This window comes from Pseudomonas sp. S2_C11 (genome assembly GCF_054668395.1).
The window spans coordinates 2,246,719-2,272,493 of record NZ_CP162765.1; the positions used below are offsets into that span (position 1 = coordinate 2,246,719).

At 61.7% G+C, this 25,775-nt stretch carries 16 protein-coding genes and 1 pseudogene; 11 read left to right on the plus strand and 6 right to left on the minus strand.

The window, feature by feature from the left end; translation table 11 throughout:
* Positions 1-168 precede the first annotated feature (168 nt).
* The 3 genes and pseudogenes from AB4N48_RS10210 (at position 169) to AB4N48_RS10220 (ending at position 7,148) form a co-directional block, all read left to right on the plus strand.
* The gene (locus AB4N48_RS10210; RefSeq protein WP_460095335.1) at positions 169-3,246 is read left to right on the plus strand and encodes an autotransporter domain-containing protein; all 3,078 of its coding nucleotides are present in this window, start codon (positions 169-171) and stop codon (positions 3,244-3,246) included.
* Between the two features lie 57 nt (positions 3,247-3,303).
* Positions 3,304-4,991: pseudogene (locus AB4N48_RS10215) on the plus strand (polyurethane esterase).
* A 303-nt stretch (positions 4,992-5,294) separates the two neighbouring features.
* Positions 5,295-7,148, plus strand: a complete 1,854-nt coding sequence (locus tag AB4N48_RS10220) for a polyurethane esterase (RefSeq protein ID WP_460095554.1) — start codon at positions 5,295-5,297, stop codon at positions 7,146-7,148.
* A 142-nt stretch (positions 7,149-7,290) separates the two neighbouring features.
* Here AB4N48_RS10220 and AB4N48_RS10225 read toward each other — a convergent pair whose 3' ends face one another.
* Complete coding sequence (locus AB4N48_RS10225; RefSeq protein ID WP_016774830.1) at positions 7,291-7,515, minus strand: YgdI/YgdR family lipoprotein; 225 nt, start codon at positions 7,513-7,515, stop codon at positions 7,291-7,293.
* Positions 7,516-7,710: 195 nt separating this feature from the next.
* Between AB4N48_RS10225 and AB4N48_RS10230 the strand changes: the two genes are divergently transcribed.
* The 4 genes from AB4N48_RS10230 to AB4N48_RS10245 all read left to right on the plus strand — a co-directional run bounded on the left by AB4N48_RS10230 (position 7,711) and on the right by AB4N48_RS10245 (position 14,214).
* Positions 7,711-9,363, plus strand: a complete 1,653-nt coding sequence (locus AB4N48_RS10230) for a VRR-NUC domain-containing protein (RefSeq protein WP_460095336.1) — start codon at positions 7,711-7,713, stop codon at positions 9,361-9,363.
* Positions 9,360-11,690 (plus strand): ATP-dependent DNA helicase, encoded by a 2,331-nt coding sequence (locus AB4N48_RS10235; protein WP_315435095.1) that lies wholly within the window; start codon positions 9,360-9,362, stop codon positions 11,688-11,690. The genes AB4N48_RS10230 and AB4N48_RS10235 overlap by 4 nt, the downstream gene beginning before the upstream one ends.
* Positions 11,683-13,602 carry a hybrid sensor histidine kinase/response regulator gene (locus tag AB4N48_RS10240; RefSeq protein WP_460095338.1) on the plus strand — a complete coding sequence of 640 codons (1,920 nt, stop codon included), beginning with the start codon at positions 11,683-11,685 and terminating at the stop codon, positions 13,600-13,602. Before AB4N48_RS10235 ends, AB4N48_RS10240 begins: the two co-directional genes overlap by 8 nt.
* Positions 13,603-13,680: 78 nt before the next feature.
* The gene (locus tag AB4N48_RS10245) at positions 13,681-14,214 is read left to right on the plus strand and encodes a hypothetical protein (RefSeq protein ID WP_016774826.1); all 534 of its coding nucleotides are present in this window, start codon (positions 13,681-13,683) and stop codon (positions 14,212-14,214) included.
* Positions 14,215-14,448: 234 nt separating this feature from the next.
* On the opposite strand, the gene AB4N48_RS10250 is transcribed toward AB4N48_RS10245, so the two are convergent.
* The 5 genes from AB4N48_RS10250 to AB4N48_RS10270 all read right to left on the minus strand — a co-directional run bounded on the left by AB4N48_RS10250 (position 14,449) and on the right by AB4N48_RS10270 (position 19,254).
* A complete protein-coding gene (locus AB4N48_RS10250) occupies positions 14,449-14,742 on the minus strand; it encodes a hypothetical protein (protein ID WP_252867663.1) in 294 nt (97 codons plus the stop codon).
* Between the two features lie 184 nt (positions 14,743-14,926).
* Positions 14,927-16,270, minus strand: coding sequence for a cation:proton antiporter (locus AB4N48_RS10255; RefSeq protein ID WP_460095340.1), 1,344 nt, complete (start codon positions 16,268-16,270; stop codon positions 14,927-14,929).
* Between the two features lie 42 nt (positions 16,271-16,312).
* Entirely contained in the window at positions 16,313-16,924 is a 612-nt protein-coding gene (locus AB4N48_RS10260) for a Yip1 family protein (RefSeq protein WP_460095341.1), read from the minus strand.
* 87 nt (positions 16,925-17,011) lie between these two features.
* A complete protein-coding gene (locus tag AB4N48_RS10265) occupies positions 17,012-17,869 on the minus strand; it encodes a glucose 1-dehydrogenase (RefSeq protein ID WP_016774822.1) in 858 nt (285 codons plus the stop codon).
* 230 nt (positions 17,870-18,099) lie between these two features.
* Positions 18,100-19,254, minus strand: coding sequence for a MalY/PatB family protein (locus AB4N48_RS10270; RefSeq protein WP_460095342.1), 1,155 nt, complete (start codon positions 19,252-19,254; stop codon positions 18,100-18,102).
* 318 nt (positions 19,255-19,572) lie between these two features.
* On the opposite strand from AB4N48_RS10270, the gene fdnG reads away from it, so the two are divergent.
* From fdnG to fdhE, 4 genes are read left to right on the plus strand one after another with little or no spacing between them, the layout of a single operon-like run.
* Positions 19,573-22,638, plus strand: a complete 3,066-nt coding sequence (fdnG, locus tag AB4N48_RS10275) for a formate dehydrogenase-N subunit alpha (protein WP_460095343.1) — start codon at positions 19,573-19,575, stop codon at positions 22,636-22,638.
* Positions 22,639-23,574, plus strand: a complete 936-nt coding sequence (gene fdxH / locus AB4N48_RS10280; RefSeq protein WP_160769317.1) for a formate dehydrogenase subunit beta — start codon at positions 22,639-22,641, stop codon at positions 23,572-23,574.
* The gene (locus tag AB4N48_RS10285; RefSeq protein WP_125926631.1) at positions 23,571-24,236 is read left to right on the plus strand and encodes a formate dehydrogenase subunit gamma; all 666 of its coding nucleotides are present in this window, start codon (positions 23,571-23,573) and stop codon (positions 24,234-24,236) included. Before fdxH ends, AB4N48_RS10285 begins: the two co-directional genes overlap by 4 nt.
* Positions 24,237-24,239: 3 nt before the next feature.
* Entirely contained in the window at positions 24,240-25,166 is a 927-nt protein-coding gene (gene fdhE, locus AB4N48_RS10290) for a formate dehydrogenase accessory protein FdhE (protein WP_460095344.1), read from the plus strand.
* Positions 25,167-25,775 lie beyond the last annotated feature (609 nt).

Sequence of the window (25,775 nt, forward strand, 5' to 3'; positions counted from 1 at the left end):
CCACGTGCAGCAAGGGAATTGATCGTTCCCACGCTCTGCGTGGGAACGCCTCCAGGGACGCTCCGCGTTCCAATGGGACGCGGAGCGTCCCGGGCTGCATTCCCACGCGGAGCGTGGGAACGATCAAGGCAACCGGATTTTTCGCAACATCACTAAGGAAGGTCGTGGATGGATAACAACAATACCCCCGCGCAATCGGGTGGCCGCTTTGCCCTGAAAACCCTGACAGTCGCCATGCTCTGTGCCAGTGCGATGGCACAGGCAGCGCCTTACGTTGAAAACGGCCGCAGCGGCGATCCGTCGAGCTGGCGCAGCAATGAATTCAAGGCTGACTGGGGCTTGGGTGCGATCGGCGCGGATTACGCCTACGCCGCCGGCTACACCGGCAAAGGCGTGAAACTGGGCATCTTCGATCAGCCGGTCTACGCCGCGCATCCGGAGTTCTCTGGCAGTAACAAAGTCGTCACCCTGGTCACCAGCGGCATTCGCGAATACACCGACCCTTACATCCCGGTAAAGGCCGGCGATGCGTTCCTCTATGACGGTTCACCCTCGGTCGGCTCCAACGGCAAGCTCGGCGCCCATGGCACGCACGTCGGCGGCATCGCGGCGGGCAGTCGCGACGGCGGGGTGATGCACGGTGTTGCATTCGGTGCGCAGATCATCAGCGCCGATAACGGCGACCCAGGCCCGGAAGACGGCATCGTGCGCGGCAACGACGGCGCGGTGTACAAGGCCGGTTGGGATGCGCTGATCGCCAGCGGGGCGCGGATCATCAACAACAGCTGGGGCATCGGCATCACCGACCGCTTCGACCTCGGCGGCCGCGATCCGGCGTATCCGCACTTCACCGTCAACGACGCGCAATTGCAATTCAACGAAATCCGCACGCTGCTCGGCACCAAACCCGGCGGCGCTTACGACGGCGCCATCGCCGCCGCTCGCAGCGGCATCGTCACCATTTTTGCCGCCGGCAACGATTACAACCTGAACAATCCCGACGCCATTGCCGGCCTGGGTTATTTCGTCCCGGACATCGCGCCGAACTGGATCACCGTCGCCGCGTTGCAGCAGAACCCGGACACCGCCAGCGCCAATCCGTACGTGATCAGCACGTTCTCCTCGCGCTGCGGCTATACGGCGAGTTACTGCGTCTCGGCGCCGGGCACCAAGATTTATAGCTCGATCATCGAAGGCACCAACGCCGGCAACCTGACCACCAGCTACGCCAACTACAACGGCACCTCGATGGCGGCGCCGCATGTCGCTGGTTCCATCGCCGTGCTGATGGAGCGCTTCCCGTATATGTCCGGCGACCAGGTCGCCAGCGTGTTGCGCACCACTGCGACCGACCTCGGCGCACCGGGCATCGACGCCTTGTACGGTTGGGGCATGATCAACCTGCGCAAGGCCATCGACGGCCCGGCGATGTTCGTCACCGAGCAGGACATTCCCGAAGAGTTTCGCGTGCAGGGCGCTTACGGCTCCGGCCAGTTCGTGGCTGACTTGCCGGGCATCGGTGCGATCATCGATCAGGGCAAACCCACCGAACGCGTGTGCATCGATATCACGTGCGGCCTCGACACCTGGCGCAACGACATCGGCGGCCACGGCGGTCTGACCAAGCAAGGCATCGGCACCCTGGTGCTGACCGGCAATAACACTTACAGCGGCCCGACCCTGGTCAATCAGGGTCGACTGGCCATCAACGGTTCGCTGCAATCGGCGGTCACTGTCAACAATGGCGGCATCCTCGGCGGCAATGGCCGCATCGGCGCGCTGGCAGTGAACAGCGGCGGTACGGTGGCGCCGGGCAACTCCATCGGCACCTTGAACGTCGCCGGTGACGTGACCTTCGCGCCGGGTTCGACCTACGCCGTAGAGCTGTCGCCAACCAGCAGCGATCAGATCGTTGCGGGCGGCAAAGCCATCATCGACGGTGCCACGGTGAGCCTGTCGCTGGAAAACAGCCCGACCTTGCTCAGCACCGGCGAAGTGCAAAGCCTGCTCGGCACTCGCTACAACATCCTGCAAGCGGCGGGCGGCATTGAAGGGCGCTTCGGTCAGGTCTTGCCGAATTACGCCTTCCTTGGCGGCACCCTGGATTACTCGGCGGGCGGCATTCAACTGGCAGTGGGACGCAATGAGGCATCGTTCGCCAGCGTCGGTCTGACGCCGAACCAGCGCGCCGTCGGTGCCGCCGCCGAACGTTTGGGTGCGGGCAATGCGCTGTTCGAAACCCTGTTGCTGTCGCCCAACGCGGCGTCGGCGCAGCAGGCCTTTCAACAGTTGTCCGGCGAGATTCACCCGGCCATCGGCACGCTGCTGATCAACGACAGCCGCTACCTGCGCGAAGCCGTCGGCGAGCGCCTGCGTGAGCGTGATCTGTTCAACGCCGATGCGCCGACTGATGAGCGCAGCAACGTCTGGGTCAAGGTCCTCGGCTCGTGGGGCGAGAGTGACGGCGGACACGACAATGCCGATTCCAATAGCTCCATCGGTGGGCTGCTGGCTGGTGTCGACGGTCTGATTGCTGAAGATACCCGTCTCGGTTTCGTCACCGGTTACAGCGACAGTTCGTTGAGCATGGGCAGCGGCACGCATTCGTCGGCGTCGGTCGACAGCTACCACTTGGGTGCGTATCTGGGCCATGAAATCGACGCGTTGCGCCTGACGGTCGGCGGCGCGTACAGCTGGCATCGTATCGATGTGAAACGCGATCTGCAGTTCGGCGACGTCAGCGGCAAACAGAAAACCAAGCGTGACGCGACCACCGCGCAGGTGTTCACCGAGGCCGCATACGATCTGGGCCTGCAACCGATGAACCTGGAGCCGTTCGCCAATCTGTCCTACGTGCACCTCAACACCGACAGCTTCACCGAGAAGGGTGACGCTGCCGCGCTCAAGGGCGGTGAAGACACCCGCGACGTGGTGCTGTCGACCCTCGGCGTGCGCGCCAAGCGCAGCTTCGCTGTGTCGGACAAGCATCAGTTGGAACTGGGCGCCAGTCTCGGCTGGCAGCACAACCTGAGCAGCGTCGATGCCGACAGCCATCTGGCCTTCGCCAACGGCAATAGCGCGTTCACCGTGCAGAGCGTGTCGATGGATCGTGACGCTGCCGTGGTCGGAGTGCGCGCCGGGCTGGCGCTCAATCGCGACGTGCGGGTCAACCTCGACTACAACGGCCTGATCGGCTCGAACGAGAAGGATCACGGCGTCGGTCTGACCCTCGACTGGCAGTTCTGAGGCGTAACCGGCAGCGCTTCTGGGCTGCCGGTTTTTCAAGGAAAAGGAGCGCTGCACATGGGATTGTTCGATTACAAAAATGCCGACGGCAAAGGGGTGTACAGCGACGCCATCGCACTGACGCTGTATGCCTACACGCCCACCGGCAAACCATTGCCGGCCACGGCGTGGGCACCGGTCACGGCGACGGCGCTGGGCTATCAGGGCAAGGTCGGCGTGCAAGGCACGTTCTTCGGGGAACAGGATGGCTTCACCAGCGCTGAGGCCGAAGTGCTCGGCAAGTACGACGCCGCTGGCAAGTTGATCGGCCTTGGCATTGCCTTTCGCGGCACCGGCGGGCTGGGTTACAGCGACACTTTCGGTGATCTGAAAAACAATCTGCTCGCGGCGGTCGGGCCGTCGGATTACGCGAGCAACTACGCGAAAAACGCGTTCGACAATCTGCTCAACGCCGTCGCCGATTTCGCGATCGCCAACGGCATTGCCGCCAACGATGTGCTGATCAGCGGCCACAGCCTCGGCGGGCTTGGGGTTAATAGCGTTGCTGAATTGAGCGCGGACAACTGGGGCGGCTTCTACAAGGATGCCAATTACATCGCCTTCGCCTCGCCGACCCAGAGCAGCACCGGCCCCCAGGTGCTCAACATCGGTTTCGAAAACGATCCGGTATTTCGCGTGCTCGACGGCACCACGTTCAGCACGGCATCGATGGGCAAGCACGACAAGCCCCACGAATCGACCACCGACAACCTGGTCAATTTCACCGATAACTACGCTTCCACGGCGCAGAACCTGGTGCCGTTCAGCATCGCCAACCCGCTGAACTGGTCGGCGCACAGTTCACTGGGCTACGCCGATGGCTTGAATCGGGTGATCGATTCGGCGTTCTACAACCTGACCGAGCGCGACTCGACAATCATCGTCGCCAATCTCGAAGAGGCATCGCGGAGCAAGACCTGGGTCGAGGACCTGGGCCGCAGCGGCGAGCCGCACAGCGGCAGCACCTTCATCATCGGCACGCAGAGCAGCGACTGGCTCAAGGGCGGGGCGGGTAACGACTTTCTTGAAGGACTGGGCGGCGACGACCGTTTTCGTGATGACGGCGGCTACAACGTCATTTTCGGCGGGCAGGGCCATAACACCTTCGAACTGCAAAAGCCGTTACAGAACTTCAGCTTCGCCAACGACGGCGACGGCACGCTGTACGTGCGCGACGCCTACGGCGGCGTCAGCCTGACCCGCGACATCGGCGCGCTGGTCAGTAAAGAGGCCGGTTCGTGGTGGGGCAGCAAGGAAATCACCTGGGGCGTCACCGCCAAGGGCCTGAGCAACGGCAGCGAACTGACCCAGTACAACCATTCGCTCAGCGGTGACGGCTACGGCAATGCCTTGCATGCCACGGCCGATGGCGACTGGCTGTTCGGGCTTGGTGGCGATGATCAACTGATCAGTGACAAGTCGCAGGTGACTTTCGTGGGTGGCGCCGGCAACGACGTGATGACGGCGGTGGGTGGCGGCAACACCTTCCTGTTCAGCGGTGCGTTCGGTTTCGATGCGATCAATGGTTACAGGACAGCGACAAACTGCTGTTCATGGGCGTCGCGGGCGCGGGACAGGGTTATGACTACAAGCAGCATGCCGCGCAGTCCGGCGCTGATACCGTGCTGAAGGTCGGCGATTTTGCCGTGACGCTGATTGGCGTCGGCGTGACTGACCTGACGGACTCGAGTTTCGTCTTTGCCTGATTCCGAAGTTGCAGGAGATCTCATTGTGGGAGCGAGCCTGCTCGCGAAAGCGGTGGGTCAGGCGATTGTGATGTTGAATGTGCTGCCGCCTTCGCGAGCAGGCTCGCTCCCACAGGTGCGGCGTACACATGATCGTTCCCACGCTCTGCGTGGGAATGCAGCCGGGGGCGCTCTGCGTCCCAAAAGAACGCAGCCTTCGGCAGCTCCTACAGAGGATGTGCAAGATGTAACGAATGCTCCAGAGCCTCGCGCTCTGGCTGTGAGCTATCTCTGACAATTCCAACAACAAGAGAGGCAATGGCAATGGGTGTATACGACTACAAGAACTTCGGCACAGCCGATTCCGCGGCGCTGTTCAGCGATGCCATGGCGATCACGCTGTATTCCTATCACAACCTCGATAACGGCTTCGCCGCCGGTTATCAGCACAACGGCTTCGGCCTGGGCCTGCCGGCAACGCTGGTCACCGCACTGATTGGCGGCACCGATTCGCAAGGGGTGATCCCCGGTATCCCGTGGAATCCCGACTCGGAAAAACTCGCCCTCGATGCCGTGAAAAAGGCCGGCTGGACGCCCATCACCGCTGCGCAATTGGGCTACGACGGCAAGACCGATGCACGCGGGACGTTCTTCGGCGAGAAGGCCGGCTATACCAGCGCGCAAGTGGAAATCCTCGGCAAGTACGATGTCCAGGGTCACCTCACCGAACTGGGTATCGCCTTTCGCGGCACCAGCGGCCCGCGCGAAATCCTCATTGGTGATTCGATTGGCGACGTGATCAACGATCTGCTCGCAGCGTTCGGCCCGGCCGATTACGCAAAAAACTACGTCGGCGAAGCTTTCGGCAATCTGCTCAACGATGTCGTCGCATTTGCTCGGGCCAATGGCCTCAGCGGTAAGGACGTGCTGGTCAGCGGTCATAGCCTGGGCGGCCTGGCGGTGAACAGTATGGCCGACCTGAGCGGCGGCAAGTGGGGCGGTTTCTTCGCCGATTCCAACTACATCGCCTACGCCTCACCGACGCAGAGCAGCGGCGACAAGGTGCTGAATATCGGCTACGAAAACGACCCGGTGTTTCGCGCCCTCGACGGTTCGACCTTCAGCAGTGCCTCGGTGGGTGTGCACGATGCGCCGCACACATCCACCACCGACAACCTCGTCAGCTTCAACGATCACTACGCCTCGAACTCCTGGAACGTGCTGCCGTATTCGATCCTGAATATCCCGACCTGGATTTCGCACCTGCCCACTGGCTACGGCGACGGCATGACGCGCGTGCTGGAGTCGAAGTTCTACGACCTGACCAGCCGCGACTCGACGATCATCGTCGCCAACCTCTCCGACCCGGCGCGGGCCAACACTTGGGTGCAGGACCTCAACCGCAACGCCGAAACCCACAAGGGCAGCACCTTCATCATCGGCAGTGACGGCAATGACCTGATCCAGGGCGGCAGCGGCAATGACTATCTGGAGGGCGGCGCCGGCAACGACAGCTTCCGCGACGACGGTGGCTACAACGTCATTCTGGGTGGGCAGGGCAACAACACGCTCGACTTGCAGCAAACAGTGAAGAACTTTGATTTCGCCAACGACGGTGCCGGCAACCTGTACATCCGCGATGCCAACGGCGGGATCAGCATTACCCGCGACATCGGCAGCATTGTCAGCAAAGAGCCGGGTTTTCTCTGGGGCGTGTTCAATGACGACGTGTTGCACAGCGTCACGGCCACGGGGCTGAAAGTCGGCAGCAACCTCACCGCTTATGAGTCGAGCATGAAAGGCACGGCTGCCAATGACATGCTCAAGGCGCATGCGGGCGGCGATTGGCTGTTTGGCCTTGAGGGCAATGATCATTTGCTCGGCGGCGCGGGCAATGATGTGTTTGTCGGCGGCGCTGGCAATGACCTGCTGGAATCGGGCGGCGGGGCGGATACGTTTCTGTTCCACGGCGCGTTCGGCCAGGATCGGGTCGTTGGCTATACGGCCGATGACAAACTGGTGTTTCTCGGCGTACAGGGTGTGTTGCCGGGGGATGATTTGCGCGCCCATGCCTCGGCGGTCGGGCAGGATACCGTGCTGACATTTGGCGGGGATTCGGTGACGTTGGTGGGGGTGGCGCTGGGGAGCCTCAACAGCGACGGGATCGTGATTGCCTGATGGTTATGCGGCGCCAGTAATGGCGCCATCGCTGGCAAGCCAGCTCCCACAGAGTCCGAGTCGTACATCCACGCTGTGAACGACATAAGACCTGTGGGAGCGGGCTTGCCCGCGATTGAAGGATAACGCGGTAATTATCGGATCAGTCTTCCTTGCGCACGGTCGCGACTTCATCGGCGCGAACCTTGACCTTGGCGCCGGAAATGTCCTCGAACTCATAGAAACCATCTTCGGTCTCGGTCTTCGGCATGTCCTCAGTCAGGTACTGGGTGCCGTTCTGCAGCGTCACCACGGTCTGGGTCGAACAGCCGCCCAGCGCCAACAGGGCTGCGACTGCTACAGGAATACCCAGCATCTTGATTTTCATACCCACCTCTGACTCCTTGCTTGAATGTGATTGCGGGCATTGTCGGCCCTGTAACGCGGTTGGTGCCAGCAGCGGCGGAAAAGTTCGATGGCGGCACGAAAAAATGCCATTGATCTTTTTCCGTTTGCGCCGGGCGGGGCTGAGCTGTTATCTGTACGCATAACCAGTGTTCGCTTGCCGTGGCTTTGAATTCCCGTGACCTCCAACCCTCTCGACGATCCGTTCTATTACCTCAACAACTTCCGGCAAGTGCTTGATTGGCTTGGGCTTCGCTATGCCGATGTGATGAGCGCAAGCGAACACGGTTTCATCCGCGACTTCAACACGCTGCCGCAAGCCTCGCAGGGATTGCTGGTGCGCATGGTCATGCGCAAGGGCATTCACTTTCGCGCGAGCAAACTCAATTATCTTGAAATCGGCGACATCGCTGAGGCGGCGCAGCCGTTGCTCGATCGCGGCTGGCTCGATGAACACGCTGCGCTGACCCTGGCAGAGCTGTTTGATGTCCTGCTCAAGGCCGAGCTGCTGCAAGCGTTCGGCACCTTTATCGATCAACCGAAAGGGCGCAAGGACGAATGGCTGCCCGTGCTGGCCGAACAGTTCAGCGAGGCGCAAACCCTGCGCGTCTGGGCGCCGCAACTGGCCGACCGGCTGTTCAGCCTGACCCTGATGGATTTGTGCGATCGCCTGCGGCTGATGTTCTTCGGCAATCTGTATCAGGACTGGTCGGAGTTCGTGCTGGCCGACCTCGGCATCTTCACTTATGAAAAAGTCGAGTTCTGCGCTGACTCCCGAGGCCTGCGCAGTCGCGAAGACGTCGATGCCTGCCTGTTTCTGCATCAGTGCCAACTGCGTTTCGAGGCCGGTGAGCCGCTGGCGGAAATCGTCGAACAGATCAACGCCGTGCAGTTCGACAACCCGTGGCTGCGCCGCCGGCAAGCCAAGGCGTTGTTCCAGATCGGCCAGTATGCCGAGCGCATCGGCGACTTTGCGCTGGCCTTGAATGTTTACCGCGACTGCGCGTATCCGGGCGCACGACTGCGGATGATCCGTGTGCTCGAGCGTTGCGGCGAATATGCATTGGCGCTGGAACTCGGCACGCTGGCCGAACAGGCGCCGCAAAGTGCCGCCGAGCAGCAGGGCTTGCAACGCATCGTCCCGCGTCTGCGGCGCAAACTCGGTGGCCCGCCGCTCAAGCGTGCCAAGGCCAGAGAGGTCGAACGCCTCGATTTGCATTTGCCGCGCAGCGATCCGGCGCGGTCGGTGGAATTTCACGTACAAGCGCACTTGCATGCCGATGACGGCCCGGTGCATTACGTCGAGAACAGCCTGATCAATTCGCTGTTTGGCCTGTTGTGCTGGCCGGCGATCTTCGCGCCGTTGCCGGGTGCGTTCTTTCACCCGTTCCAGCGCGGCCCGGTGGATCTGCTCAGCGAAGACTTCCTCGAGCGCCGCGCCGAGCTGTTCCAGGCCTGCCTGGGCGAACTCGATGACGGCCGCTACGCCGAGACCATTCGCCAGCGCTTCGTCGACAAGTGGGGCATTCAGTCGCCGTTCGTGTTCTGGGGTGCGCTCAATGAAGCCTTGCTGGAGCAGGCGCTGGCCTGTCTGCCCGCCGAACACCTGAAACACTGGTTCAATCGCCTGCTGCTCGACATCAAGGCCAACCGCGCCGGCATGCCGGACCTGATCCAGTTCTGGCCGCAGCACAAGACCTACCGGATGATCGAAGTCAAAGGCCCCGGCGACCGCTTGCAGGACAATCAACTGCGCTGGCTGGAGTTCTGCCACGAGCACCAGATGCCGGTGGCGGTGTGTTACGTGCAATGGGCGGAGCAGAGCGCTTGAGTTACAGCGTTGCCGTGCGTGCACTGTGCGAGTTCACCGCCAAGACCGGTGATCTCGACCTGCGCTTCACCCCGTCACCAACGGCGCTCGAAGGCATCGTCGGCCATCGCACCGTGGCGTCGCGGCGCAGTGAGCAGTACCAGAGCGAAGTGGCTCTGCAAGGCGAATTCGGCGAGCTGAAGGTCAAGGGCAGGGCGGATGGCTACGACCCGGCGCAAAACTGCCTGGAAGAAGTCAAAACCTATCGCGGCGACCTGAGCAGGCAACCGGCCAATCACCGCCAGTTGCACTGGGCGCAGGCGAAAATCTACGGCTGGTTGATGTGCCAGAAACTGCAATTGCAGCAGATCAATCTGGCGCTGGTGTATTTCGACGTCGTCAGCGAAAAGGAAACCTGCCTGGTCGAATCCCACAGCGCCGAGTCACTCCAGACGTTTTTCACGCAGCAGTGCGGCTTGTTCCTGCAATGGGCCGAGCAGGAAATGGCCCATCGCGAAGCGCGCAATCTGGCCGCGCAGCAACTGGCGTTCCCGCATGCGGATTTTCGTCCCGGCCAACGGCATCTGGCCGAATCAGTGTTCAAAGCCGTCAGCACCGGCCGCTGTCTGATGGCCCAGGCACCGACCGGGATTGGCAAAACCCTTGGCACGCTGTTTCCGATGCTCAAGGCCCTGGCGCCGCAGCAACTGGACAAGGTGTTCTTTCTCACCGCCAAGACTCCCGGACGCAAACTGGCGCTCGATGCCAGTCAAGTGTTGTTCAGGCAAGCGCCGGACTTGCCGCTGCGAGTGATGGAAATGGTTGCTCGCGACAAGGCCTGCGAACATCCGGACAAAGCCTGCCACGGTGAATCCTGTCCGTTGGCCCAGGGTTTTTATGATCGCCTGCCGGCTGCCCGCGAATCTGCCAGCCATATCAATCTGCTGGATCAGGCGGCGATGCGTGAAGTTGCCGCGCAGCACAGCGTATGCCCGTATTACCTGAGTCAGGAAATGGCCCGTTGGGCGGATGTGGTGGTTGCCGACTACAACTATTACTTCGACTTCAGCGCGCTGCTGTTCGGTCTGGCCCAGCTCAATCAGTGGAAAGTCGCGGTGCTCGCCGACGAGGCGCACAACCTGGTCGAACGCGGCCGGCAGATGTACAGCGCCAGCCTCGACCAGTTCACCCTCGCCAGCGTGCGCAAAACCGCGCCGGCAGCGCTGAAGAATTCCCTGCAACGGGTCAACCGTGAATGGAACGCGCTGCATGCGCCGCAACTGGCGGCGTATCAGGCGTACGACAAGGCGCCGGACAAACTCCTGCAAGCCATCTCGCTGTGTTGCGCGGCCATTGGCGATTACCTCAACGAACATCCGCAAGGCCTCGACAGCGGCCTGCAGAATTTCTATTTCGACTTGCTGCAATTCGCCCGGGTCGCCGAGCTGTACGACGAGCATTACCTGTTCGATATCAGCAAACGCGACCTCGATCGCAAGCGTCCACTGTCGCAACTGTGCCTGCGCAACGTGGTGCCGGCGGCGTTCATCGGCCCGCGCCTGAGCGCGGCGCGCAGCAGCGTGCTGTTCTCGGCCACGCTGAGCCCGCGCAACTACTACGCCGACCTGCTCGGCACGCCCGCCGACACGGTGTGCATCGACGTCGAATCGCCGTTCAGCGCCGAGCAGTTGCAGGTGCACATCGTCAGCCAGATCTCCACCCGTTTTAACCATCGCCAGGCCTCGCTGGAGCCTATCGTCGAGCTGATCGCGCGCCAGTTCAGCGAGCGCCCGGGCAACTATCTGGCGTTCTTCAGCAGTTTCGATTACCTGCAACAGGTCGCGACCTTATTGGCCGAGCGCCATCCGCACATCACCCAGTGGCTGCAATCGCGGGGCATGGCTGAGGGCGCGCGGCAGGCGTTTCTCGACCAGTTCAGCGCCGACAGCCAGGGCGTCGGGTTTGCGGTGCTGGGCGGGGCGTTTGGCGAGGGCATCGATTTGCCCGGCGCGCGGCTGATCGGCGCGTTCATCGCCACGCTGGGGCTGGCGCAGCTCAACCCGGTCAACGAGCAGATGAAGCGGCGCATGGCCGCCATTTTTGGCGCCGGCTACGACTACACCTATCTGTACCCGGGCATGCAAAAAGTCGTACAAGCCGCCGGGCGGGTGATTCGCACCCGTGAGGATCGCGGCACGGTCATGCTCATTGATGACCGCTTTGCCGAAAGCCGCATCCAGCAACTGCTGCCGCAGTGGTGGGCAATCAAAAGCGAGCCGGCACTTTCCAAATCAGTGGATTCACGCATACTTCAGCCCATGACAGTGGCTGGTGAGTGTGATGAGTGAAAACAACAGAACCGCAGCGATCGAAGACAGCCGTTTCCGGCTGCTGATCGACGCGGTTGTCGACTACGCGATCTACATGATCGACCCCGACGGTACCATCACCAGTTGGAACTCCGGCGCCAAACGCTTCAAGGGCTACGAAGAAGCGGAAATCATCGGCGAGCATTTCTCGCGCTTCTATACCCCGGAAGACCGCGCCAACGGCATGCCGCAACGGGCGCTGGACACAGCGATCCGTGAAGGTCGCTTCGAAGGCGAGGGCTGGCGCGTGCGCAAGGACGGCACGCACTTCTGGTCGCACGTGGTGATCGACCCGATCATCGACCCCAACGGCAAGCTGCTGGGGTTCGCCAAGATCACCCGCGACCTCACCGACCGCAAAATGGCCGAGGAAACCCTCAAGCAAAGCGAACAGCAGTTCCGCCTGCTGGTGCAGGGCGTCACCGACTACGCGATCTACATGCTCAGCCCCGAAGGTTGCGTCAGCAACTGGAACCAGGGCGCGCAGCGCATCAAGGGTTACCTGCCGGAAGAAATCATCGGCCAGCATTTTTCGATTTTCTACACCCCCGAAGACCGCGAACTCGGCGAGCCGCAGCGCTCGCTGGAGATTGCCACCCGCGAAGGCCGGTTCGAGAACCGCAGTTGGCGGATGCGCAAGGACGGCACGCGGTTTCTTGCCCACGTGGTCGTCGATGCGATTCGCGGCGACACCGGCACGCTGCTCGGCTTTGCCAAGATCACCCGCGATGTGACCGAGGCGCACGAGGCGCAGCAAGCCCTGGAAAAGACCCGCGAGGCGTTGTTCCAGGCGCAGAAGATGCAGGCGATCGGCCAACTCAGCGGCGGCATCGCCCATGACTTCAACAACCTGCTGACGGTGATTCTCGGCAATCTCGAGATCGTGCAGAAACGCATCGGCGACGCGCCGAAAATCGCTCGACTGCTGGAGAACGCCACCCAAGGGGCCTTGCGCGGTGTCTCGCTGACCCAGCGCATGCTGGCCTTCGCCCGGCGTCAGGAACTCAAGACTGAATCGGTGGATATCCCGCAACTGGTGCAAGGCATCACCGGGCTGCTGCGCAGTTCGCTGGGACCAGGGATTCGCATCGAAACGCGCTTTCCCGACGATCTGCAGCCAGTGCTGGCCGACAGCAATCAGCTGGAGCTGGCGATCCTCAATCTCGCCACCAATGCCCGCGATGCCATGCCCGACGGCGGCACGGTGATCATTCAGGCGCAAGCCGAAGTGGTGCTGGAACAAACTCATTCGACCCTGGCAGCGGGGCGTTACGTGTGCCTGAGCCTGATCGACAGCGGCGAAGGCATGGACGAAGCCACGCTGGCCTGCGCCCGCGACCCTTTCTTCACCACCAAGGGACTGGGCAAAGGCACCGGGCTCGGTTTGTCGATGGTGCATGGCTTTATCGAGCAGTTGGGCGGGCGCTTTACTCTCAAAAGCGAGAAGGGCCACGGCACGGCGGCCGAACTGTGGATTCCGGTGGCGTTAGAGCAAACGGCCAGTCGCCCGGCGTACAGCAACGCTGCGCCCATTGCGGTCCCAAGGCTCAGCGTGCTGGTGGTCGATGACGATTCGCTGGTGCTGACCAGCACCAGTCTGTTGCTCGAAGACCTCGGTCATCGCGTCATCGGAGCGACTTCCGGCGCTCAGGCGCTGGCGCTGTTCGATCAGGGCGAGGTCATCGATCTGGTGATCACCGACATGGCCATGCCGCACATGAGTGGCGCGCAACTGGCCCATGCCGTGCGGATGCTCAAGCCGGATTTGCCGATCATTCTCGCCACTGGATACGCCGAACGTTTGGAAGGCTTCGCCGCCGATCTGCCGCGTCTGCCGAAACCGTTCACCCAGTTGAATCTGGTCCAGATCATCGCCCAGTCGATGAAGTGACGCGCTGGTCGATCCGGCTGAACTAGTGCTGACGCGTGCCTTTCCAAAAGTCTTGTTCACTTTTGGAGGGCACGTCTCTTGTCACGCATATTGACCCAGCCAAGCGCTGTTGAAGAAGCCTTGGCTGAACACGACGCCAAGATGTTTGGCTCACCCAAGGAGCGGCTGGATTTCTACCGCCGGGAAATCCAGTACGAAACCAGCATCCTCGCCAACCGTACCGACGCCTATCTGGCGGCGCAGTCGTTTCTGGTGATCGCTTTCGCCTCGTGCATGGCCAACCTCAATCCGGAGTGGGGCAAGATGTTCACCCTTGTCGTGCCGCCTTTTCTGGCGCTGCTTGGTGTGCTCAGTTCGCTGAATGCCTGGCCGGGGATTCGTGCGGCGTACGACATCATCGATCACTGGCACTTCAAACAGAGCCAGTTGCTGCACAGCGAGCCGGTGATGGGCGCGGCGTATGACGAGTCTCCACTGTTCAGCGAAATGGAATCGAGCCACAAGGGCTATCGCAAGTCGCTGCTGTTCTCAGTGCGCACGCCTTGGATTTTTGCGACGTTCTGGGTGATGTTGGGGGTGTATGCGGTGTTTATTCAGGTGACCAATCCTTGAGGTGGATTGGTCGGGGGCAGGGGACAGGTGCTGGATTTTGTGGTGTCTGTGAGATCTTACCCCCTCACCCCAGCCCTCTCCCCCAAGGGGGCGAGGGGGAAAGGGAGCAGATCTTCATGCTTTTCAAAATCTACATTCGGCGCGGTATGCCAGGTCGGTGTAGCACGTGAGAACACCTCGGTCAGTCCCCTCTCCCTCGGGGAGAGGGCTAGGGTGAGGGGCTTTTGACTTTTATCACGCGGTTTCCAGCTCACGCCGCGGTGTAACAGCATTCTGCACCGCTGCCGGAATAGGCGGGAAATCCTCATTCAGCACACACAGATGATCAATTGCATCTTCAAATTTCGCATCGGCTTTCTTGCGCAGTGCCCGGTATTGCTCAAAGCGTTCGAAGTCGGTCGGGGTCTGTTCCAGCAGCGCGTTGGCCGCTCGGTTCAGTCCGTGGGCTTCTTCGAACAGTTGACGATTGCGTTCCAGAGCCAGTGCTCTGCAAGCCTTGATTTGCGCAGGAGTCGAGCATTCGTTCATGACTGTGACCTTGTTTGTGTCGGGGTTCCGTTTGATAGGCTGTTCACCGCAGGGGAACCGAACCTGCCGGGTCGCGCTGGATGGTTGGCGCGGTTAAAGGTGTGACCCTTGGGTCGCGCCCGGCGATCCATTTTTTTGTAGAAAAATCTTCGATGATTTTCGGCAAAGCGCAGCGGTTGAAGAATCAGCTTTTTCGTTGCTTCAGACTTTCATAGCGCGCCAGCATCGGCTGTGTGCTGATGCCATGCAGCAGGATGCTCAGGGCCACCACCGACAACGTGATGTCGGTACAAACCTTGGCCACGTCGGAATCCAGGCCATGGTTCAGGGCGAAGAACAGGTAGAACAGGCTGCCGATGCCGCGAATGCCAAACCAGCCGATCAACAAACGCTGCGGTCCGCTGAGCAGATTGCCCCACGGCATCAGCGCCACGCTCAGTGGACGAATCAGACAGAACAGCACGGCGCCGATCCACAACGCCCGCCAGTCCCAATGCGCAATCAGCACGACACCGAGCAGGGTCACCAGAAACACTTCCATCGCCCGCTCGACCAGACTGCCGAATGCGAGCATGTCGCCCATCATGATTCCCGCCGCGACCTGGCTGTCTTCCAACTGCTCCGTGTCGCCATGCACGGCGTTCTGTGGTTCGACGTTCTGATGACCGACCACCGGCTGCACCAGATGCTCGGCAGGCGCTTGGGTGATGCCCGTGGATTTCACTTCCTCCTGACGCAGACCCAGGCCAGCAGCGAAGACCGCGAGAAAGCCGTAGCCGCCAATGGCGTCGGCGACCACGTAGGACAGCGCGATCAGCGCGAGGGTGAGGTAATCGTTCGGGCCGAGGGTGCTGTCCTCGTTGTGAATGCGCAGCAACAGAGCGATGCGGCCAATTCCGCGCCCCATCCAGTAGCCGGTGAGCAAACCCGCCGGCACCGCCCATAACAGACTGCGAAGCACCCAGTGCTGCCATTCGCCAGCGCTGTCGTCGCCGTGCAGCAACAGCAGACCGAGAATCACGAAAGGGAAAGCCACGCCATCATTGAGCCCGGCTTCACCGGAGAGGCCGAAGCGCACGCTGTCGACGTCCTGCGCATCATTGACCTGCACCAGTGCGGCGAGCACCGGGTCGGTCGGCGCCAGAATCGCGCCGATCAGCAACGAAGGCCCCCACGGCAATTGCAGGCCCCAATGCAATAGCAGGCACACGCCGATAATCGTCAGAATCATTACCGGCCCGGCCAGACCAAAAGCGATACGCCAAGTCTTGTGAGCCAACGGCAACCGCAGCTTCAGACCGCAGACGAACAAGGAAAACAGCACCGCGACTTCAGTCAGGTGCTCCATCCACAATGATGATTCTTCCAGCGGCAATTGCAGCAGGTCGAGGCCGCTGGGGCCGATCGCGATGCCCAGCAGCAGGCACACCGCCGAGGTGGTAACCGGCATCCAGCGCAACCACGACGACGTCAGAGCGAGCGTCAGCAGCACGGCGCCGAGCACCGCGACCCATACGCCGAAACTCATGACCGCTCACTGCAGCGAACTTTCAAGGACAGGCGCACCGGGTCAGCTCACGGTCGTGCGCAGGTACTCGGGGATGAGCACGTTGAACCACAGCAGGATCATCGACACCAGCATGGTCACCAGCACCAGCAGGCCGACGCCCCACACGCACGCCGAATACAACAGGCCTTGCTCCTTGCGCTCATGCATGAAGGTCGGCAGGCCGACGAACAGCAAAAACGTCGAATAGATTGACGCCGCGCCGAGCACCAGAATCGCCAGCCAGCGGCTCGGGTACAGCCCGGCGATCCCGGCGAGGAAAAACGGCGTCACCGTGTAAGCGGCAAAACCGATGCATTGATTCAGCGTTGGTCGCGCATCGAATGAACGCGACATCCATCTGATAAACCCGCCGATAACCGCCACACCGGCGACAATCGTCACGTACAGCAGCACGCTCAATTGCAGGGCGCTGGCCGTGCTCAGGCGCACGTTCTCACCCGCGGCGAGGCTCCAGCCGACTTGAGTGGTGCCGATGAACAGGCACACGGCGGGAATCAACACGAGCAGCAGCAGATGCGCGAGGTAGTGGCGGGGATGGGTTTCTTCTTCGCGGCGGATATCGGTCCAGGCGAAGTTGGGTTGGGTGAAGAGTCTGACGAGGGGGGCGGACATGACAACCTCCTGTTCCTGTTGGCCCGTAGGCGCTTACAGGTATGGAGAGATGCCATGCCGCTCGGGTTCAGTTTTTCTGCTGCACGGTCACAGCATCGGTTTGCCGCCGGTCACGCCGTAGCGCTGGCCGGTAATGTAGCTGGCTTCGTCGGAGGCCAGCAGCACGTAAATCGGTGCGACTTCCACCGGTTGGCCCGGACGGCCGAGCGGGGTGCTGCCGCCGAAGTTCTGTACTTCTTCGTCGGGCATGGTCGAGACGATCAGCGGCGTCCAGATCGGGCCAGGGGCGACGCTGTTGACGCGAATCTCCTTCGGCCCGAGCATCTGCGCCAGGCCACCGGTGAAGTTGGCGATCGCGCCTTTGGTGGTGGCGTAGGCCAGCAGAGTCGGCTTGGGCATGTCCGAGTTGACCGAGCTGGTGTTGATGATCGACGAACCGGGGCGCATGTGCTTGATCGCCGCCTGGCAGATCCTGAACATGGCGGTGATGTTGACGTCGAAGGTCATCACCCATTCGTCATCGGGGATTTCCTCGAAGTTTTCGTGGGTCATCTGGAACGCGGCGTTGTTGACCAGAATGTCGATGCGGCCAAAGCGCTCGACGGTCTTGTCGACCAGCGCCTGGCACTGAGCCTTTTCGGCGATATCGCCCGGCAGCAGGATGCACTGACGCCCGGCCTGTTCGACCCAGCGTGCGGTTTCCTTGGCGTCTTCGTGTTCATTCAGGTAAGCCACGGCGACGTCGGCGCCTTCACGGGCGAAGGCAATCGCCACCGCGCGACCAATGCCGCTGTCGGCACCGGTGATCAGCGCGATCTTGCCGGCGAGGCGGCCGGAACCGACGTAACTTTGTTCGCCGCAGTCTGGATACGGTTCCATCTTGCGTTGCGAGCCGGGCACCGGTTGGGCTTGTTTCGGGAAGGGTGGTTTTGGATAGTCAGTCATCGCAGGGTCTCCTGATTTCAAGTCCAGTGTTCCGGGTTGACCCGGTGGCTTTGCCTTGAGTTCGATCGGATTTGCGCTGGATTCTGGTTGGCGATGCAAAACCAATGTGGGAGCGAGCCTGCTCGCGAAAGCGGTCTGTCAGACGATAAATATGTCGACTGACACTGCGCTTTCGCGAGCAGGCTCGCTCCCACAGGGGGTCATTTATACAGGGGAATACCGGGCAAGGATCAGCGTTTGCGGCTGGCCAGCGCCCGCTCCATCCGCGCAATCCCTTCTTCGAGCAACGCCCTCGGGCAACCGAAGTTCAACCGCACGAACTGCTGATGCCGGTCACCAAAATCCAGCCCGGCACTCAGGCCGACCTTGCCCTGTTCGAGGAAGAACCGCTGCGGATCCGGCAGGTCCAGCGCGGTGCAATCGAGCCACGCCAGATACGTGCCCTGCGGCACATTGATGGTCACGCCCGGCAGGCGCGTGCGCACCGCGTCTACCAGCCAGTCGCGGTTGGCCTGCAGGTAGATTTTCAATTCCGCGAGCCAAGGCCCGGCTTCGCTGTAGGCGACGCGGGTGGCTTCCATGCCCAGCGGGTTGACGCTGTCGACCATGCCGCAGCGGGCGTGGTTGACGCGTTCACGCAGCGCGGCGTCCTGGATGATCATGAACGAGGTCTTCAGACCGGCGATGTTGTAGGCCTTGCTCGCCGACATCAGGGTGATCGTGCGCTTGGAAATTTCCGGACTCAGCGAGGCGGTGGGAATGTGCACGCGGCCGTCGAAGCACAGTTCGGCGTGGATCTCGTCGGAAATGATCCACGCGTCCTGCGCTGCGCAGATGTCCGCGACTGCCTGCAATTCTTCGCGGGCGAAGACCTTGCCGAGCGGGTTGTGCGGGTTGCTCAACAGCAGGGCGCCGCCGCCTTTCAGCGACTCACGCAAAGATTCCAGCGGCGTGGCGTAAGTGCCATCGGCCTGGGCTTCGAATTGCAGTTCGACCTTGTTCAGGCCCCAGTGCCCCGGCGCATGGCGCAGCGGCGGATAGTTCGGTACTTGCACGACGACATTCTGCTGCGCCTGGACCAGGGCCTTGAGCGCCATGTTGAAGCCCGATTCCACGCCCGGCAGGAAAATCAGCTCCTGCGGTTTGACCTGCCATGCGTACTTGTTCCACAGGTCGGCGACGATGGCTGCACGCAGGTTGTCCTGGGCCACGCTGTAACCTAGCAGCGGGTGCAGCAGGCGCTGTTGCAAGGCTTCGACGATGACCGGCGGCGCAGCAAAATCCATATCAGCGACCCACATCGGCAACACATCGGCCGGGTAGCGGCTCCACTTGGTGCTACCAGTGTGGTGGCGGTCGAACAGCTGATCAAAATCGAAAGTCATGCGCGGTCTCGTCGAGGCGGGTTTGGTTCTGCCGGACATTCTATGCGCAACGCGACCTGTGTGGGAGCGAGCCTGCTCGCGAATACGTCGGGTCAGGCAGCATCGAGTTGGATGACCCAGCGCTTTCGCGAGCAGGCTCGCTCCCACAGGGGGGTGTGCACTGGCTGGAAATCCGGGCCAGACACCCGACGGTCGGTTTTCACACAATCGGCAAGGTCTTTGTCTACAGTGAAAAAGTCGGCGCCAAGGCGTCGCAACCGTGATTGTCCAGATAAAGCCCGGCGCAAGTACCGGGTTCCACCTGATCAGGAGTGCACGATGGATCTCAGCCGTCGTCAGTTCTTCAAGGTCGCCGGTATCGGCCTTGCAGGCTCAAGCCTGGGCGCGTTGGGCATGGCCCCGACGGCGGCCTTCGCCGAGCAGGTGCGTCACTTCAAGCTCGCCCACACCCGTGAAACCCGCAACACTTGCCCGTATTGCTCGGTCGGTTGCGGTTTGATCATGTACAGCCAGGGCGATGCCGGCAAGAACGTGGCGCAAAACATCATTCACATCGAAGGCGATGCCGACCACCCGGTCAATCGCGGCACGCTGTGCCCGAAAGGCGCGGGCCTGCTCGACTTCATTCACAGCCCCGGCCGCTTGCAGTACCCGCAAGTGCGCAAGCCCGGCAGCAATGAATGGACGCGCATCGGCTGGGACGAAGCCCTCGATCGCATCGCCGACCTGATGAAGGCCGACCGCGACGCCAACTTCATCGAGAAAAATGCCAACGGACAAACGGTGAATCGCTGGCTGACCACCGGTTTTCTCGCGGCATCGGCGGCATCCAACGAAGCCGGCTACATCACTCAGAAGGTGATTCGCAGCCTCGGTCTGCTGGGGTTCGATAACCAGGCGCGTGTCTGACACGGCCCGACGGTGGCAAGTCTTGCCCCGACGTACGGCCGTGGTGCCATGACCAACACCTGGACCGATATCGCCAACGCGAATCTGATCCTGGTGATGGGTGGCAACGCAGCAGAAGCGCATCCGTGCGGCTTCAAATGGGTGACCGAGGCCAAGGCGCACAACTCCGCGCGGCTGATCGTGGTCGATCCACGTTTTACCCGGACCGCTTCGGTGTCCGACTATTACGCGCCGATCCGCACCGGCACCGACATCGCCTTCATGGGCGGGCTGATCAATTACCTGCTGACCGAGGACAAGATCCAGCACGACTACGTGCGCAATTACACCGACGTGTCGTTCATCGTCAAAGCCGGTTATGGCTTCGAAGACGGCCTGTTCAGCGGCTATGACGCGGAAAAACGCAGCTATACCGACAAGTCCGGCTGGGGTTACGAATTCGCCGAGGACGGTTTCGTCCGCGTCGACCCGACCCTGCAAGACCCGCGCTGCGTCTATCAACTGATGAAGCAGCATTACAGCCGCTACAACATCGACCTGGCCAGCCAGATCTGCGGCATGCCGGTCGACGCCATGCAGAAAATCTGGGACGAGATCGCCACCTGCTCGACGCCGGGCAAGACCATGACGATTCTCTATGCCCTCGGCTGGACGCAGCACTCGATCGGCGCGCAGATCATCCGCAGCGCGGCGATGGTGCAATTGCTGCTGGGCAACGTCGGCATGCCCGGCGGTGGCGTCAATGCGCTGCGCGGGCACTCGAACATCCAGGGCCTGACCGACCTCGGTCTGCTGTCCAACGCCTTGCCCGGCTACCTCACGCTGCCCAGCGACAGCGAGCAGGACTACGGTCAGTTCATCTTCAAACGCACGCAGGTTCCGCTCAGACCGGGGCAGCTTTCGTACTGGCAGAACTACAGCAAATTCCACGTCAGCCTGATGAAATCCTGGTACGGCGCCAATGCCACCGCCGAGAACAACTGGCTGTTCGATCATTTGCCGAAGCTCGACATCCCCAACTACGACGTGCTGAAAATGTTCGATCTGATGAGCCAGGGCAAGGTCAACGGCTACTTTTGCCAAGGCTTCAATCCGATCGCTGCGTTACCGGACAAGAACCGCGTGATGGGCGCATTGGCCAAGCTCAAGTGGCTGGTGGTAATGGACCCGCTGGCCACGGAGACCTCGGAGTTCTGGCAGAACGTCGGGCCGTACAACGATGTGAAAACCGCCGAAATCCAGACCGAAGTCATTCGCCTGCCGACCACCTGTTTTGCCGAGGAAGACGGCTCGCTGGTCAACAGCAGCCGCTGGCTGCAATGGCACTGGAAAGGCGCCGACGGCCCCGGCGAAGCGCAGACTGACATTCGCATCATGAGCGAACTGTTCCTGCGCCTGCGCCAGCGTTATCAGACCGAAGGCGGCAAGTTTCCTGATCCGCTGCTGAAACTGTCGTGGCCGTACAAGATCCCCGACGAGCCTTCGCCGGAAGAACTGGCGCGGGAAATCAACGGCACCGCTGTCAGCGATTTCACCGATGCCAGCGGTGTCACTGTGAAGGCTGGTACGCAACTGGCCGGTTTCGGCTTGCTCAAGGATGACGGCAGCACCGCGTCCGGTTGCTGGATTTTCGCCGGCAGCTGGACCGAGGCCGGTAACCAGATGGCCCGGCGCGATAACGCCGACCCATTCGGCATGCACCAGCATCAGGGCTGGGCGTGGGCGTGGCCGGCGAATCGGCGGATTCTCTACAACCGCGCCTCGGCGGACCCGGCGGGCAAACCGTGGGACCCGAAAAAACGACTGGTGTGGTGGAACGGCAAGGCCTGGACCGGCACCGATGTGCCGGACTACAAGGCCGACGTGCCGCCGGAAGCCGGGATGAACCCGTTCATCATGAACCCCGAAGGCGTCGCGCGGTTCTTCGCCGTGGACAAGATGAACGAAGGGCCATTCCCTGAGCACTACGAGCCGTTCGAAACGCCGATCGGCATCAACCCGCTGCACCCGCAAAACAAGAAGGCCACCAGCAACCCGGCGGCGCGGATCTTCGATTCGGTCTGGGAAACCCTCGGCGAAGCCAAGGACTTCCCGTACGCCGGCACCAGTTACCGGCTTACCGAGCATTTCCATTTCTGGAGCAAGCACTGCAAGTTGAACGCGATTGCCCAGCCCGAGCAGTTCGTGGAGATCGGCGAGGTGCTGGCGAACGAGAAGGGCATCGCTGCCGGTGATCGCGTGCGGGTCAGCTGCAAGCGCGGCTTTATCGAAGCGGTGGCGGTGGTGACCAAACGGATCCGGCCGCTGCAGGTCAACGGCCAGGTCGTGCATCAGATCGGCATCCCGCTGCACTGGGGTTTCACCGGCCTGACGCGCCACGGTTACCTGACCAACACCCTGGTGCCGTTCCTCGGCGATGGCAACACTCAGACCCCGGAATCCAAGTCATTCCTGGTCAACGTGGAGAAACTGTAAATGGCCAGCCAAGACATCATTGCCCGCTCGGCCACCACCACCGTGCCGCCGTCGGTGAGGACCCAGCAGGGCGTTGCCAAGCTGATCGACACGACCAAGTGCATCGGCTGCAAGGCCTGCCAGGTCGCCTGCTCGGAATGGAACGAGCTGCGCGACGAGGTCGGCCACAACCACGGCACCTATGACAATCCGCAGGATCTGACGGCGGATTCGTGGACGCTGATGCGCTTCACCGAGCACGAAACCGACGCCGGTAACCTTGAGTGGCTGATCCGCAAGGACGGCTGCATGCACTGCGCCGAGCCCGGTTGTCTGGCCGCGTGCCCAAGCCCCGGGGCGATCATTCAGCATGCCAACGGCATCGTTGATTTCGATCAGGATCACTGCATCGGTTGCGGCTATTGCATCACCGGTTGCCCGTTCAACATTCCGCGCATTTCGCAGAAGGATCACAAGGCCTACAAATGCACACTGTGTTCCGACCGCGTGGCGGTGGGGCTGGAGCCGGCCTGCGTGAAAACCTGCCCGACCGGCGCGATCGTCTTCGGCACCAAGGAAGACATGCAAGAACACGCCGCCGAACGCATCGTCGACCTGAAAAGCCGTGGCTTTGAAAACGCTGGTTTGTACGACCCGGCAGGCGTTGGCGGCACCCACGTGATGTACGTGCTGCACCACGCCGACACGCCAAAAATCTACGCCGGTTTGCCGGACCATCCGGCGATCAGTCCGCTGGTGGGTTTGTGGAAAGGCATCAGCAAACCCCTCGGCCTGCTGGCGATGGGCGCGGCGGTGCTGGCCGGGTTCTTCCACTACGTGCGCATCGGCCCGAATCGCGTCGAGGAGGACGAGCATCCGACGCCACCCGACACCTCGGTGCACGTGGTCGACCCGGCGGTGCACACCTTCGATCCACGCGGGGAGGAGCGGCCATGAGCAACAAGACGATCCTGCGTTACAGCGCCAACCAGCGCACCAATCACTGGCTGGTGGCGATCCTGTTTTTCATGGCCGGGTTGTCCGGGCTGGCGTTGTTTCATCCGTCGCTGTTCTGGCTGAGCAACCTGTTCGGCGGCGGCACCTGGACGCGGATCCTGCACCCGTACATGGGCATCGCCATGTTCGTGCTGTTTCTCGGCCTGGTGTTCAGCTTCTGGCGCACCAACTTCTTCATCGCCAATGACCGCCAGTGGCTGCGGCGGATCAACCGGGTGATGGTCAACGACGAAGAAAGCGTGCCGCCGGTGGGCAAATACAATGCCGGGCAAAAGCTGCTGTTCTGGACTTTACTGCTGTGCATGCTCGCGTTGCTGTTCACCGGGCTGGTGATCTGGCGCGCGTGGTTCAGCGCGTATTTCGGCATCAGCGTGATCCGCTGGGCCATGCTGTTGCATGCGCTGGCCGGGTTCGTGCTGGTGCTGAGCATCATCGTGCACATCTACGCTGGTTTGTGGATCAAGGGTTCGGTCGACGCCATGTTGCATGGCTGGGTCAGCCGGCCGTGGGCGAAGAAACACCATGAACTGTGGTACCGCGAGGTGACCCGCGACGAACAGCCTCGGGACCTGCCCGAGCGACCGCTGACGAAAAAGGGCTGACTTTTGCCAAGCATTCTTGAACCCGGGGAAATCGAGGCGGCGGCCAGTTCGCCGCCATTTCTGTACCTGCCGCCGCGTGACCTGTTTACCCTGCGTGCAGAGCGGCTTGAGCGTCTCGCCGAGGGCAACGGGTTGGCGGATTATCTGCGCCTGATGGCGGGATTGTGCCGGGCGCAGCAGCATGTCTTCGACGATCCGCCGCTCACCGCGCCGTTTGATGCGCAGCGTTTCGAAGCCTGTCAGCAACACGGTCTGCCGCCATTCGCCGCAGACACCCTGGTGCGCGAAGATGCCTGGCAGCCGTGGCTCGACGCCTTGCTGCAGCACGATGCGCCAGCGCGTCAACCTGCAGTGATCGACGCGCTGGACAGTCTGCGCGCCGCAAGCCCCGGCCAGTTGCGCGCGTGGGCGGTGGCGCTGGTCAGCGGTCAGTATTCGCTGGTGCCGGCGGCGCTGGTGCCGTTTCTCGGCGCCGCGCTGCAAACCGCCTGGAGCCACTGGCTGCTCAGTGTGCCAAATCTGCAACTCAAGCCTGGCGACAGCCTTAGCCAATGCCCGGCCTGTGGTTCGCCGGCCATGGCCGGGGTGATTCGCCATCGCGGCAAGCACAACGGTTTGCGCTATCTGGTCTGCTCGCTATGTGCCTGCGAATGGCATGTGGTGCGGGTCAAGTGCGTGTATTGCGAGCAGAGCAAGGGCCTTGAGTATCTGAGCCAGGAAGACGACCGGCACAGCGCCGAACAGGCGCCGCTGCGCGCCGAAGTCTGCCCGAGCTGCAACAGCTACCTGAAATTGCTCTATCTGGAGAACGACGCCGAAGCCGAGGCGTTGTCGGCGGATCTCGGCAGTTTGCTGTTGGACATGCGTTTGGCCCAGGACGGCTATCAGCGTCTGGCGCCCAATCTGTTGCTGGCGCCGGGGGACGAATGACCAGAGCGAAACTGTGGAAGGGGGTGTGCTCCCACAGGTTTTTGTGGTGACCAACAATGTCCATTCCACCCCGAATCCCTGTGGGAGCTGCCTTGCCAGCGATTGGTCGGCACATCCACCACCTTCTTTGACGGACCCACCGCAATCGCTGGCAAGCCAGCTCCCACAAGTCTATGTGCCGAATCACAAAGCCCGGTCAGCCCCGGATTTCCCTGTGGGAGCGAGCCTGCTCGCGAAGGCGTCGTTTCAGACACATCATCTTTGACTGACTTACCGCATTCGCGAGCAGGCTCGCTCCCACAGTTTTTTGTGGTGACCAACAATGTTCATTCAACCCCGAATCCCTGTGGGAGCTGGCTTGCCAGCGATTCAATCGGCACATCCACCGCCTTCTTTGACGGACCCACCGCAATCGCTGGCAAGCCAGCTCCCACAAGTCTATGTGCCGAATCACAAAGCCCGGTCAGCCCCGGATTTCTCTGTGGGAGCGAGCCTGCTCGCGAAGGCGTAAGGTCAGCCACATCCACACCAACTGACACACCGCATTCGCGAGCAGGCTAGCTCCGGCAGTGCGTCTACACTTCTGAAACCCTTTTGGGAGCAAGCTTG

Bases quoted from the DNA above. Each gene is read 5' to 3' on its own strand.
- AB4N48_RS10210 (WP_460095335.1), top strand. From the start codon at position 169: ATGGATAACAACAATACCCCCGCGCAATCGGGTGGCCGCTTTGCCCTG.
- AB4N48_RS10220 (WP_460095554.1), top strand. From the start codon at position 5,295: ATGGGTGTATACGACTACAAGAACTTCGGCACAGCCGATTCCGCGGCG.
- AB4N48_RS10225 (WP_016774830.1), bottom strand. From the start codon at position 7,515: ATGAAAATCAAGATGCTGGGTATTCCTGTAGCAGTCGCAGCCCTGTTG.
- AB4N48_RS10240 (WP_460095338.1), top strand. From the start codon at position 11,683: ATGAGTGAAAACAACAGAACCGCAGCGATCGAAGACAGCCGTTTCCGG.
- AB4N48_RS10250 (WP_252867663.1), bottom strand. From the start codon at position 14,742: ATGAACGAATGCTCGACTCCTGCGCAAATCAAGGCTTGCAGAGCACTG.
- AB4N48_RS10255 (WP_460095340.1), bottom strand. From the start codon at position 16,270: ATGAGTTTCGGCGTATGGGTCGCGGTGCTCGGCGCCGTGCTGCTGACG.
- AB4N48_RS10260 (WP_460095341.1), bottom strand. From the start codon at position 16,924: ATGTCCGCCCCCCTCGTCAGACTCTTCACCCAACCCAACTTCGCCTGG.
- AB4N48_RS10265 (WP_016774822.1), bottom strand. From the start codon at position 17,869: ATGACTGACTATCCAAAACCACCCTTCCCGAAACAAGCCCAACCGGTG.
- AB4N48_RS10270 (WP_460095342.1), bottom strand. From the start codon at position 19,254: ATGACTTTCGATTTTGATCAGCTGTTCGACCGCCACCACACTGGTAGC.
- fdxH (WP_160769317.1), top strand. From the start codon at position 22,639: ATGGCCAGCCAAGACATCATTGCCCGCTCGGCCACCACCACCGTGCCG.
- AB4N48_RS10285 (WP_125926631.1), top strand. From the start codon at position 23,571: ATGAGCAACAAGACGATCCTGCGTTACAGCGCCAACCAGCGCACCAAT.